The organism is Ramlibacter sp. MAHUQ-53, assembly GCF_052600055.1.
In genome coordinates, this window is record NZ_JBQWTS010000009.1 from 111,093 (window position 1) to 123,255 (window position 12,163).

At 72.8% G+C, this 12,163-nt stretch carries 12 protein-coding genes; 5 read left to right on the forward strand and 7 right to left on the reverse strand.

The window, feature by feature from the left end:
* The first annotated feature begins 32 nt into the window (after nucleotides 1-32).
* The gene (gene guaD, locus ACT80S_RS14435) at nucleotides 33-1,316 is read left to right on the forward strand and encodes a guanine deaminase (RefSeq protein WP_377416962.1); all 1,284 of its coding nucleotides are present in this window, start codon (nucleotides 33-35) and stop codon (nucleotides 1,314-1,316) included.
* 119 nt (nucleotides 1,317-1,435) lie between these two features.
* On the forward strand, nucleotides 1,436-2,002 hold the full coding sequence (gene dcd / locus ACT80S_RS14440) for a dCTP deaminase (protein ID WP_377416964.1): 567 nt from the start codon (nucleotides 1,436-1,438) through the stop codon (nucleotides 2,000-2,002).
* Between the two features lie 9 nt (nucleotides 2,003-2,011).
* Here the strand turns inward: dcd and ACT80S_RS14445 are convergent, their stop codons facing one another.
* Entirely contained in the window at nucleotides 2,012-2,950 is a 939-nt protein-coding gene (locus ACT80S_RS14445) for a delta(1)-pyrroline-2-carboxylate reductase family protein (protein ID WP_377416966.1), read from the reverse strand.
* 71 nt (nucleotides 2,951-3,021) lie between these two features.
* On the opposite strand from ACT80S_RS14445, the gene ACT80S_RS14450 reads away from it, so the two are divergent.
* A complete protein-coding gene (locus ACT80S_RS14450; RefSeq protein WP_377416968.1) occupies nucleotides 3,022-3,252 on the forward strand; it encodes a hypothetical protein in 231 nt (76 codons plus the stop codon).
* On the opposite strand, the gene recJ is transcribed toward ACT80S_RS14450, so the two are convergent.
* Nucleotides 3,249-4,958, reverse strand: coding sequence for a single-stranded-DNA-specific exonuclease RecJ (gene recJ / locus ACT80S_RS14455; RefSeq protein ID WP_377416970.1), 1,710 nt, complete (start codon nucleotides 4,956-4,958; stop codon nucleotides 3,249-3,251). The genes ACT80S_RS14450 and recJ overlap by 4 nt on opposite strands.
* Complete coding sequence (locus ACT80S_RS14460) at nucleotides 4,955-5,911, reverse strand: phosphoglycerate mutase (RefSeq protein ID WP_377416972.1); 957 nt, start codon at nucleotides 5,909-5,911, stop codon at nucleotides 4,955-4,957. Before ACT80S_RS14460 ends, recJ begins: the two co-directional genes overlap by 4 nt.
* Nucleotides 5,912-6,018: 107 nt before the next feature.
* Between ACT80S_RS14460 and ACT80S_RS14465 the strand changes: the two genes are divergently transcribed.
* Nucleotides 6,019-7,275, forward strand: a complete 1,257-nt coding sequence (locus ACT80S_RS14465) for a lipoprotein-releasing ABC transporter permease subunit (protein WP_377416974.1) — start codon at nucleotides 6,019-6,021, stop codon at nucleotides 7,273-7,275.
* On the forward strand, nucleotides 7,268-7,957 hold the full coding sequence (gene lolD / locus ACT80S_RS14470; RefSeq protein ID WP_377416976.1) for a lipoprotein-releasing ABC transporter ATP-binding protein LolD: 690 nt from the start codon (nucleotides 7,268-7,270) through the stop codon (nucleotides 7,955-7,957). Before ACT80S_RS14465 ends, lolD begins: the two co-directional genes overlap by 8 nt.
* 98 nt (nucleotides 7,958-8,055) lie before the next feature.
* On the opposite strand, the gene ACT80S_RS14475 is transcribed toward lolD, so the two are convergent.
* The 4 genes from ACT80S_RS14475 to ACT80S_RS14490 are packed head-to-tail and all read right to left on the reverse strand — an operon-like array spanning nucleotide 8,056 to nucleotide 12,147.
* A complete protein-coding gene (locus ACT80S_RS14475) occupies nucleotides 8,056-9,099 on the reverse strand; it encodes a VWA domain-containing protein (protein WP_377416978.1) in 1,044 nt (347 codons plus the stop codon).
* A gap of 29 nt (nucleotides 9,100-9,128) precedes the next feature.
* Nucleotides 9,129-10,100, reverse strand: coding sequence for a DUF58 domain-containing protein (locus ACT80S_RS14480; protein ID WP_377416980.1), 972 nt, complete (start codon nucleotides 10,098-10,100; stop codon nucleotides 9,129-9,131).
* The gene (locus tag ACT80S_RS14485) at nucleotides 10,078-11,085 is read right to left on the reverse strand and encodes an AAA family ATPase (RefSeq protein WP_377416982.1); all 1,008 of its coding nucleotides are present in this window, start codon (nucleotides 11,083-11,085) and stop codon (nucleotides 10,078-10,080) included. Before ACT80S_RS14485 ends, ACT80S_RS14480 begins: the two co-directional genes overlap by 23 nt.
* Nucleotides 11,086-11,115: 30 nt before the next feature.
* On the reverse strand, nucleotides 11,116-12,147 hold the full coding sequence (locus tag ACT80S_RS14490) for a S1C family serine protease (protein WP_377416984.1): 1,032 nt from the start codon (nucleotides 12,145-12,147) through the stop codon (nucleotides 11,116-11,118).
* Nucleotides 12,148-12,163 lie beyond the last annotated feature (16 nt).

A 12,163-nucleotide genomic window follows, 5' to 3' on the forward strand; every position in this document is an offset into this window, starting at 1 on the left:
ATAGGCGCGCCTCCTGCTTGTCCGACTGCACGATGAAAGCCTTCCGCGCCGCCCTGCTTCGCTTCAACGACGACGGCGCCGCCGTCCATGACGAGGACGGCCTGCTGGTCGTCGGCCCCGATGCCACCGGCACGCAGGTGGTGCGGGCCGCGGGCGCGTACCCCGCGCTGGCGGCCAATTTCCCCGGCGTGGCCATCGAGCACCTGCCCGGCAAGCTCATCGCGCCGGGCTTCGTGGACCTGCATGTCCATTACCCGCAGACCGACGTGATCGGCTCGCCGGCCGAAGGCCTGCTGCCCTGGCTGGAGAACTACACCTTTCCCCATGAGTCGCGTTTCCACGACCCGGCCTACGCGGGCGAGGTGGCGGATTTCTTCCTCGACGAGCTGCTTCGCCACGGCGTCACCACCGCGCTGACCTTCTGCACCTCGCACCCGGCCTCGGTCGACGCCCTGATGCAGCGGGCGCAGGCCCGGCGCCTGCGGCTGATCGCCGGCAAGGTCATGCAGGACCGCCATTCCCCCGACGGCGTGCGCGACGAGACCGAGCAGTCCCTGCTGGACTGCGAGGCCCTGATCCGCCGCTGGCACGGCCAGGGCCGCCTGGGCTACGCCATCACCCCCCGCTTCGCGCCCACCTGCAGCGACGCGCAGATGCGCGGCATGGGCGAGCTGGCCGCGAAGTACCCGCAGGTGTGGATCCAGTCGCACGTGGCGGAGAACAAGGACGAGATCGCCTGGGTGCGTTCGCTGTACCCGCAGGCGCGCAGCTACCTGTCGGTCTACGAGGGCTTCGGCCTGCTGCGCGAGCGCGCCGTCTACGCCCACTGCATCCACTTCGACGACGCCGACCGTGCCCTCATGCGCGAGAGCGGCGCCGCCGCCGCGGTCAGCCCCACCAGCAACCTGTTCCTGGGCAGCGGCTTCTTCGATTACGCGGGCGCGGACCGCGCCGGCTTCCGCTACGGCCTGGCCAGCGACGTTGGCGGCGGCACCAGCTTCTCGCCGTTCCACACCATGCTGGCGGCCTACTACGTGGCCCGCGAGGGACAGACCAAGCCGGGGCTGTCGCTCTCGCCGCAGGCGCTGTGGTGGCAGCACACCGCCGGCGCGGCGCGCGCACTGGGGCTGGAGGGCGTGGTCGGCAACCTCGCGCGCGGCTGCGAGGCCGACTTCGTGGTGATCGACCCGCAGGCCACGCCGCTGCTGGCGCGCCGCACGCAGGCCGCGCGCACGCTGGACGAGTTCCTGTTCGCGCTGATCGTGCTGGGCGACGACCGCGCCATCGAGCGCGTGCACGTTGCAAACGGGGCCTGAGCGTCGCGCCGGCCGACCCGAGCAAGCTGGCGCTCCCGCGGGGGCCGCGAGGCACACGCAGCGGGGCGCCCGGCGGCTCGAAGACCCGCCCCGCCTACAATCCGCCGCAGGAGAGTCCCATGACCATCAAGAGCGACAAGTGGATCCGCCGCATGGCCGAGCAGCACGGCATGATCGAGCCCTATGAGCCCGGCCAGGTGCGCGAGGTGCAGGGCCAGCGCATCATCAGCTACGGCACTTCGAGCTACGGCTACGACATCCGCTGCGCGCCGGAATTCAAGGTCTTCACCAACATCCACAGCACGGTGGTGGACCCGAAGAACTTCGACGAGAAGAGCTTCGTCGACTTCCACGGCGACCACTGCATCATCCCCCCCAACAGCTTCGCCCTGGCGCGCACGGTCGAATACTTCCGCATCCCGCGCAACGTGCTGACGGTCTGCCTGGGCAAGAGCACCTATGCCCGCTGCGGGATCATCGTCAACGTGACGCCCTTCGAGCCCGAGTGGGAAGGCTACGTGACCCTGGAGTTCTCCAACACCACGCCGCTGCCCGCCAAGATCTATGCCGGCGAGGGCTGCGCCCAGGTGCTGTTCTTCGAGAGCGACGAGACCTGCGAGGTCAGCTACAAGGACCGCGGCGGCAAGTACCAGGGCCAGCGCGGCGTGACGCTGCCCAAGGCCTGACCGGCCGGCTCAGGCCGCATCCTCCGCGGCCCTTCCGGCGATCGCGTCCATCGCGGCGCGCGCCGCCGCCAGGTCCCAGCCGGCCCACCCGCAACTCTTGAAAAGCACCGGCCCCGCGCCGCGGGGCGCGGCGCGCCCGCGCACCAGGTCGGCGAGCGTGGGGAAGGCCTGGACGTCCAGCCCGGCCTGCAGCAGGTCGCCCGCCTCGTGGCGCGCGTCCGCCGTGTCCAGCCAGACCCCGCCGCCCTCGGCGTCCGCGCACTGGCGGCACAGGGCCGGGGCCAGTTCCACCATCGCCGGGGTGAAGGCGCCGACCGCGGCGATGAAGGCGTCGGGCCGGGCCTGCGCCGACAGCACGATGCCGCTGGCCGGGGTGCAGGTCACCACCAGCGGGCAGTCGGCCAGGGCGGCGTCGGGGTCATCCACCACCACAGCGCGCAGTCCCAGTGAGCGCGCATGATCGGCCAGTGCCTGCGCGCCTGCCGCACCGCGCGAGGCGATGCGTACCTCCCGCAGCGGCAGGCCGTGGGCGAAGGCTTCGACATGGGCATGTCCCTGCGCCCCCGCGCCCACCACCAGCAGGGGGCCATCGGGTTGCCGCGCCAGCGCCTGCGCCGCGAGCAGCGACACGGCGGCCGTGCGGCGCGCGGTGACCACCGGGCCGTCCAGCAGCAGGCGGCGCTCGCCGGTGGCGATGTCGAACACTGCCACGTCGCCCTGGATCGCCGGCCGGCCGGTGCCGGCATTGGCCGGGGTGAAGGTGATCAGCTTGGCGATCGCCAGGCGCGCGTCATGCGCCGGCATGACGAAGAGGCTGGCGCCGCCCGGCAGGGGCTGCACCAGGCGCTGCGGCACGTGCACGGCATCGTCGGCCAGCACCTCGCGCACGGCGCGCACCAGGGCCGGCCAGGGCAGGCGTTTCACGGTGGGATCGGTGGGCGGGAACATGCTCCCGATTCTGTCCTACAGCCGCGTCCGGTCGCGCTGCCTAGGATCCACGGGCTCCCTGAAGAATCACCATGTCGACCCGCGCCGCCCGGGGCCTGCGCCCCCTGTTCTGGACCACCGCCACCACCCTCATCGTCGCCGAGGGCCTGGCCTTCTGGGTCCTGTGCAGCCACCAGGTGGACCGCGCCGCGGCGCGGCGGCTCGAGCTGCAGGTGACGCAGGTCGCCTTCAACGACTGCCTGGCCTACGTCCCCAAGTCGACCATCGCCTCCTGCCGGCGGCAGGTGTCGGCCCGGCCCTAGAACTCCGCGCCCTCGACGAGGAAGCGCACCTTCCGCTGCCCCTGCCATTCGTCCGCGTCGAGCCGGAAGGCCAGCTTCACGCGCGGCGGCAGCGGCTCGGTGTGGCTGAACCAGATGCCGTCCACCGGCTGGCCCTGGTGCCGCAGCTTCAGCGCCAGGTGCTTTTCGCCCACCAGCCGCTGCGACAGCACCTCCACTTCCTCGCTGAACACCGGCGGCGCGAAGCCCTGGCCCCACACCTCCTGGTGCAGCGTGTCCACCAGGTCGGTGCGGCGGTACTCGGGCGCGAGCGGGCCGTCGGTCTCCAGCCGGCGCTGCAGCGTGGCGGCATCCAGCCACTCGGCGGCCACCTGGTTCAGGGCCTGCTCGAAGGTGTCGAAATGTTCCTCGGCCACGGTGCAGCCGGCTGCCATCGCATGGCCGCCGAACTTCACCAGCACGCCGGGGTGGCGCTTGGCCACCAGGTCCAGTGCGTCGCGCAGGTGGAAGCCGGGGATGGAGCGGCCCGAGCCCTTGAGCTCGTGCTCCTTGCCCGGCGCCGCGCTGGCGGCGAAGACGAAGGTCGGCCGGTGCATGCGGTCCTTCAGGCGCGAGGCCACGATGCCCACCACGCCCTCGTGGAAGTCGGGGTCGAAGACGCAGATCGCCGGCGGCGGCTCCTCGCCCTCGTCGAACAGGGACATCGCCACCTCCATCGCCTGCTCGCGCATGCCGCCCTCGATCTCGCGGCGCTCGCGGTTGATGCCGTCCAGCGTGCGCGCGAGTTCGTCGGCGCGGGTGGCATCGTCCGTGAGCAGGCACTCGATGCCCAGGGTCATGTCGGCCAGGCGGCCCGCGGCATTGATGCGCGGGCCCAGGGCGAAGCCGAAATCGAAGGTGGTGGCCACCGGCGCCTTGCGGCCCGCCGCATTGAACAGGGCGGCGATGCCGGCGGGCATCTGCCCGGCGCGGATGCGGCGCAGCCCCTGGGCGACGAGGCGGCGGTTGTTGGCGTCCAGCCTGACCACGTCGGCGACCGTGCCCAGCGCCACGATCGGCAGCAGCGCGTCCAGCTTCGGCTGGCTGGCCGCGTCGAACACGCCGCGCGCGCGCAGCTCCGCGCGCAGCGCCAGCAGCACGTAGAACATCACGCCCACGCCGGCCATGGACTTGCTCTCGAAGTCGTCGCCCGGCTGGTTGGGGTTCACGATCACGGCCGCGTCGGGCAGGGTCGGGCCGGGCAGGTGGTGGTCGGTCACCAGCACCTGCAGGCCCAGCGCGTTGGCCGTGGCCACGCCCTCGACGCTGGCGATGCCGTTGTCCACGGTGATCAGGAGGTCGGCGCCGCGCTCGGCCACCCGCCTGGCGATGGGGGGCGTCAGGCCGTAGCCGTCGACCACGCGGTCGGGGACCAGGTACTCGACCTGCTTCGCGCCGAGCAGGCGCAGCCCGCGCACGGCCGTGGCGCAGGCGGTGGCGCCGTCGCAGTCGTAGTCGGCCACCACGCACAGGCGCTTGCCGGCGGCGATCGCGTCGGCCAGCAGGCGGGCGGCCTCCTGCGCGCCCTTGAGGCCCGCGGGCGGCAGCAGACGGGCCAGCCCGTCGTCCAGTTCGTCCTTGTGGGTCACGCCGCGGGCGGCGAACAGGCGGGCCAGCAGCGGGTGCACGCCGGCCTGCTCCAGCGCCCAGGCGGCGCGCGGGGGAATGTCTCTCTCGATGATCTTCATAGCTTGTCGAGCGCCGCCGCCAGGGACGGGGCGCGCAGGCCGGCGGTGGCGCGGTGCCACAGGCGCTGGCCGTGTCGTTGGATCCAGGTGCGCGAGCCGCGTTCGCCGCACAGCGTGAGGGTGACCGGGCGGCCGTGGTCGAGGGCGGCCGCCAGACGGGGCAGTTCGTGCGTGTCGATCTCGCGCCAGACCGCGGTCCAGGCCGTCCAGTCGCCGTCCAGCGCGGCGTCGCGCAGGCGCGTTTCCATCTTCAGGCCGGCCGGCATGTGCGCCGGCGCGTCCTCGGGCAGCGAGCCCGCGCCGCTGACCCAGAACGAGTTCACGGTGGGCAGGCGCGCCGCCTCGCGCGCCTCGTTGGCCGGGTGCGTGTACAGGAACATCTGCATCTCCTGCTGCAGCCGGCGCAGCGGGCGCGCCTCGCGCTGGCGCGGCAGCCAGTCGTCCACCACAGCGCCCACCACGCGCTCCAGGCTGGCGCAGGCCAGCTCGTGGAGCATCTCGCCCTGGGCGAGCCAGCGGTCCGGCGCATCCCAGGTGAGGGCCATGCCGTCCTCCTCGAAGTAGGGCTGCATCGCCTCCATCAGCGTGCGCGACTCCGCCTCGCCCAGTTGCAGGTGCTGCGGCGCGCGCATGGTGATGCGGTCGGCGCCCACCTCCCAGTGGCAGGGGGTCAGCCAGGCCCAGGGCGCGGTGCCGGGGTCCCGGCCCTCGCTGCGAAGCTGCCAGGCGGCCCAGGGGATGCGGCCGTCGGTGGCGGGCAGGCCGATGGCCCGGGCCAGGGCGCGCTCGTGCGGCATGGACAGGTCGCCCAGGGTGCCGAGGTCCTCGCGGTCCACCGCCAGGCGCCCCAGCAGCCGCCGCAACGCGGGCAAGGCCAGGCCCTCCAGGGCCTGCGCGCAGCCCGGCGAGGCGGTCACGGCGAAGGGAATCAGCAGGTGGATGGCGTCCGACATGGCCCTATTGTCCCGGATGCCACAATCCGGCCCAGCGAAAAGAACCTGCGCCGGACTCCCGCCGCATCCCACCACGCGCCACACGCCCCACGCCGCCCCACCGCCGCATGCGAACCCCTTACGAACTCCTCCTCGGCTGGCGCTACACCCGCGCGGGCCGGGCCACCCGGCGCAACGGCTTCATCTCCTTCATCTCCGGCGTCTCCATGCTCGGCATCGCGCTGGGCGTGGCGGCCCTGATCATCGTGCTGTCGGTCATGAACGGCTTCCAGAAGGAGGTGCGTGACCGCATGCTGGGCGTGGTCTCGCACATCGAGGTCTACGGCCCCGGCGGCGGCGTGATCCCCGACCTCGCGCGCACGCAGGCCGAGGCCCGGCGCCATCCCGAGGTGGTGGCCGCCGCGCCCTTCGTGGCGGCCCAGGCGCTGCTGGCGCGCGGCGAGGACATGCGCGGCACGCTGGTGCGCGGCGTCGACCCGGCGCTGGAGCCGCAGATCACCGAGCTGGCCCGCACGCTGCAGGATACCGCCCTGCGCCGGCTGGTGCCGGGCGAGTTCGGCGTGGTGGTGGGCAGCGAGCTGGCGCGCCAGCTCGGGCTGCGCGAGGGCGACGCGGTCACCGTGATCGCCCCGGGCGGCCAGGTCACGCCGGCCGGCGTGGTGCCGCGCCTCAAGCAGATGACGGTGGTGGGTACCTTCGACTCCGGCCACTACGAGTACGACAGCGGCCTGGTGCTGATGCACCTCGACGACGCCCAGCGCCTGTTCCGCCTGGAGGGCCCGACCGGCCTGCGCCTGCGCCTGCGGGACCTGCACCAGGCCCGCGAGGTCGCCGCGCAGCTGGCCGCGGGCTTCACCGACCCGGTGGTGGTGCGGGACTGGACCCGCCAGAACCGCACCTGGTTCGCCGCGGTGCAGCTGGAGAAACGCATGATGTTCATCATCCTCACGCTGATCGTCGCGGTGGCCGCCTTCAACCTCGTGAGCACGCTGGTGATGACCGTCACCGACAAGCGCGCCGACATCGCCATCCTGCGCACGCTGGGCGCGAGCCCGGCCAGCATCATGGGCATCTTCGTGGTGCAGGGCGCCACGGTGGGCGTGGTGGGCACGCTCGCCGGCCTGCTCCTGGGGCTGGGCGTGGCGCTGAACATCGACGTGCTGGTGCCCGCGCTGGAGCGCGCCCTGGGCGCCAGCTTCCTGCCGCGTGACGTGTACCTGATCTCCCGCATGCCCAGCGACCCGCAGTCCGCCGACATCGTCCCGATCGCGGTGATCTCCTTGGTCCTGGCCTTCGCGGCCACGCTGTACCCGAGCTGGCGCGCCAGCCGCGTCAACCCCGCGGAGGCGCTGCGCTATGAGTGACTTCATCCCCGACGGCGCGGTGCTGCAGGCGCGCGGCCTGTCCAAGCGTTTCACCGAGGGCGGGCTCGATGTCGAGGTCCTGCGCGGGGTCGACCTGTCGGTGCAGGCCGGCGAGACGGTGGCCATCGTCGGCGCCTCCGGCTCGGGCAAGAGCACGCTGCTGCACCTGCTCGGGGGGCTGGATGCGCCCACCGCGGGCGAGGTGCACCTCCTGGGCCGGCCGCTGCGGGGGCTGGGCCCCGCGCAGCAGGGGCGGCTTCGCAACCGGCACCTGGGTTTCGTCTACCAGTTCCACCACCTGCTGCCGGAATTCAGCGCGCTGGACAACGTGGCCATGCCGCTTCGCATCCGCCGCGAGCCGGTGGCGGTGTGCCACGCCCGCGCCCGCGAGGCGCTGGAGGCGGTGGGCCTGGGGCAGCGCGTGCGGCACCGGCCGGCCGAACTCTCCGGCGGCGAGCGCCAGCGCGTGGCCATCGCCCGCGCGCTGGTCACGCGCCCGGACTGCGTGCTGGCCGACGAGCCCACCGGCAACCTCGACCGCGCCACCGCCGACGCGGTGTTCGACCTGATGCTGCAGCTCGCCCACGAGCACGGTACCGCCTTCGTGCTGGTCTCGCATGACGAGGCGCTGGCCGCGCGCTGCGGCCGCCAGCTGCGGCTCGCGGCGGGGCGGCTGGCGTAGGGGCGGCGGCTCGGGGCGGCCCGCTGGAAGGGCCGCTGCGGCGAAGGCGGCGGCAGGACTGCGCCTTCAGGTCCCGGCGCGTCAGCAGGGCCCGCCGCTCAGAGGATCCGGTTGAACCACAGCACCGACAGGCCCGCCGACAGCACGGCGAGCAGGGCCGCGGCCAGCGCCAGCAGCGCCGAGACCTCGGTCTCCTTCTTTTCCACCGTGAGGCGGGTGCTGAGGGTCTCGTAGACCTTCTTCAGGTCCTGCGCGGTGCCGGCGTAGTAGTACTCGGCGGCGGTCTTGTTGGCGATGGCCTTGAGCGTCTCCTCGTCGAGCCGCACCCGCATGGACCAGCCCTCGAAGCCGATGGTCTCGCCGTCCACCGTGCCGATGCCGACGGTGTAGACCCGCACGCCGCGCTCGGCGGCGAGCTTGGCCGCGTCCAGCGGGTCGACACCGGTAGTGCGCTGGCCGTCGGTGAGCATGATCACCGCGGCCGAGCCGTAGGAGCCGGGCGGCACCGGGGTGAATTCCTTCTTCTCCTTCTTCTCGGTATCGAGCGACTGCGCGCGCCAGCGGTCGCGGCCGCCCTGCATCGCCTGGATGTCGAGCGCGCCGTCGTCGGGGAAGATCGTCGCCAGCGAGACCACGATCGCGTTGCCGGTGGCGGTGGCGCGCTGCATCTGGAAGCGGTCGATCGCGGTGACCAGGTCCTCCCGGTTCACGGTGGGCAGCTGCGCCACCTGGGCCGAGCCGGCGAAGGCGACGATGCCCACCTTCACGTCCCGCGGCAGCTCGGTGAGGAAGGCCTTGGCGGCGTTCTGCGCCGCCACCAGGCGATTGGGCTGTACGTCGGTGGCGCGCATGCTGCCGGAGACGTCCATGGCCAGGATGATGGTCTGCTGCGTCGAGGGCAGGGTCACCACGGCCACCGGACGCGCCGCGGCCAGCAGCATGGCGGCCAGCGCCAGCAGGAACAGCGCCGGCGGCACGTGCCGGCGCCAGCCCGGGCCGGCGCCCAGGGCTTCCTTCACGATGGCCAGCGAGGCGAAGCGCACGGCCATCTTGCGGCGCCGCCGCAGGAGCCAGGCGTACAGCAGCACCAGCAGCGGCAGCAGCAGCAGGAGCCAGAGGTGGTGGGGCCAGAGGAAGTTCATGGCGGCTCTCTCGGGGCGTTCTGTCGGGTCTAGGCGGCGCGCCGCAGGTGGGTGGGCAGCGAGCCGCCGGACAGGCGCGCGCGCTGCCGGCGCAGCTCGACGAAGCGCACCAGGGCGTCGGCCAGGTCGTCGTCGGTGGACAGCTCCAGGGTGTCCACCCCGGCGGCGGCCAGGCCCGCGCGCAGTTCGGCCTCGCGCTGCGCCGCGATGCGGGCGAAGCGCTTGCGGAAGGCGGGGTCGTGGGTGTCCACCAGCAGCTGCTCGCCAGTCTCGGCGTCGCGCAGCGTGAGCAGGCCCAGGTCGGGGATCTCCAGCTCCAGCGGGTCGAGCACGCGCACGGCCACCACCTCGTGGCGGCGCGCCAGCAGGCCCAGCGCGCGCTCCCAGCCCGGCTCGCTGATGAAGTCGGAGACGACGAACACCGTGGAACGCCGGCGCAGCAGGGCGGCACCCGCCTCCAGCAGCTCGCGCAGGTGGGTGGGGCCGGCTTCATCGTGCGCGGGCGGGCGCGCGTCGAGGCTGTGGAGCAGGTGCAGCACGTGGCGGCGGCCGCTGCCGGTGGGGATCATGGTGTCGACGCCGCGGCCATAGAGCAGGGCGCCGACGCGGTTGCCGTGGCGCGTGAGCAGGCGGGCCAGGACGGCGGTGAAGTCGCGCGCCACGTCGCGCTTGCGCTGCGTGCCGGAGCCGAAGTCGACCGAGGGGCTCAGGTCCAGCAGGAACCAGGCGGCCATCTCGCGGTCCTCGGTGAACACGCGCACATGCGGCACCTGGGTGCGGGCGGTCACGTTCCAGTCGATGTGGCGCACGTCGTCGGCGTGCTGGTACTCGCGCAGGTCGGCCAGGTCCAGGCCGGTGCCTCGCATCAGGGTGCGGTAGTCGCCCTGGAGCAGGCCGTCGAGCCGGCGGATCACCGTCCACTCGAGCCGGCGCAGCAGCTGCTCGGCGCGGGCGGCGGCGCGCGGCGCGGCCGGCGGTTCAGGCGGCGAGCTTGTCGTCATGTTCGAGCGGGCGCGCGGGCACCGGGATCTTGGCCATGACCTGGGCGATCAGCGCGTCGGAGTCCATGCCCTCGGACAGCGCCTCGTACGACAGCACGATGCGGTGGCGCAGGGTGTCGGGCACCAGGTCCACCATGTCCTCGGGCAGGGCGTACGAGCGGCCCCGCAGCAGGGCCAGGGCGCGCGCGCCCTCGGTGAGGTTGATGGTGGCGCGCGGGCTGGCGCCGAAGGTGATGAAGCGGGCCAGGTCCTTGAGCCCGTGCCGGCCTGGGTCGCGGGTGGCCGAGACCAGCTTCACCGCGTACTGGATCAGGGAGGGATCGACATAGACCTTGCGGCACTCGGCCTGCAGCGCGGCGAGCTGCTCGGTGGTGGCCACCGGCGAGACATGCACCGCCGGCCCGGTGACGCGCTCGACGATCACGTACTCCTCCTCGTCGCTCGGGTAGTCCACCAGCACCTTCATCATGAAGCGGTCCACCTGCGCCTCGGGCAGCGGGTAGGTGCCCTCGGTCTCGATGGGGTTCTGCGTGGCCATCACCAGGAAGGGCGAGGGCACGCGGTGGGTGTCGCCGGCGATGGTGACCTGCCGCTCCTGCATGACTTCCAGCAGCGCGCTCTGCACCTTGGCCGGGGCGCGGTTGATCTCGTCGGCCAGCAGCAGGTTGGTGAAGACCGGGCCCAGTGCGGTGCTGAACTCGCCGGTTCGCTGGTTGTAGATGCGCGTGCCCACCAGGTCCGAAGGCACCAGGTCGGGCGTGAACTGGATGCGCCGGAAATGGCCGCGGATGGTGCTGGCCAGGGTCTTCACCGTCAGCGTCTTGGCCAGGCCCGGCACGCCCTCGACCAGCAGGTGCCCCTGCGCCAGGATGGCGACCATCACCCGCTCGAGGAAGCGGTCCTGGCCGACGACGACGCGCTTGACCTCATAGAGGATCTGTTCCATCAGCTTGGCGGTGGCCTCGTTGGCGGGGGCGTGGTGCATGGGGTCTCCTGGAGGGGCGGGGGACGGGATCTAGAAGGGCGGCAGGCCGACGGCGCTGGCGGCGTTCTCGATCGGCACCGCGAAGCCGATGCCGATGAAGGTGCGCGCCGGGGTGGGGTTGAGGATGGCGGTGACGATGCCCACGACCTCGCCGTCCATGGTGACCAGGGGGCCGCCCGAATTGCCCGGATTGGCCGCGGCGTCGAACTGGATCAGGTTGCGCATGTCGTGCTGCCCCTCGGGCGAGCGGAACACGCGCTGCAGGCCCGAGACGACGCCGGCCGACGCGGAGGGGCCGATGCCGAAGGGAAAGCCCACCGCCATCACCTTGTCGCCGGGCTGCAGGTCGGCGGTGGAGCGCAGGGTGGCGGCGAAGAGGTCGTCGGGCAGCTTGTTGGCCTGCAGCACGGCGAGATCGTTCTCGGGCTGCACATTGCGAACGTAGGCGCTGGCCTGCAGGCCGTCGGCGAAGGTGACCTCGATGCGGTCGGCGCCGGAGACCACATGCAGGTTGGTGAGGATCAGGCCCTTGTCGACGATGACCACGCCGGTGCCGACGCCGAACTCGACCTCGTCGCCGGCGGCGGCCGACGCCGCGCTGGCCACGGCCTGGGGCGGCTTGAGCTTGCCCGACTTGACCGCGGGGTGGTCCGGCTTGAGCCGGTCGCGGCGGATGTAGCCCACCACCCGGACCACCGAGGGCCGGATCGCCTCGTACGCCTTGGCGTACTCGGAGGGCAGGGGCTGGCTGGAGAGGGTCTTGAGGACGGCGGCGTCGATGTCCTGCTGCGTGAGGCGCCGCTGCGGCACGGCGGGCCCGAGCGTGAAGGCCCACACCAGCAGGGTGGTGAGGACCAGCACCAGCAGCCAGAGCCATTCGAGGGAGGTGGGGCGCCTCAGGCGCACGCGCCAGCGGGGCGGCGGCGGGGCGACGGGCGCCCCGGCCTCGGGCGTCATGGCGGCGGCTGCCGCGGCGGCCGCCGTGGGGTCGGCGGGCGGTGCGGCCTCGGCCCGTGCCGGACGGCCTGGGCGGCTGGAGCTGTAGAGGGCTGGCCTTCGCATCCTTCACCTCGTCGAC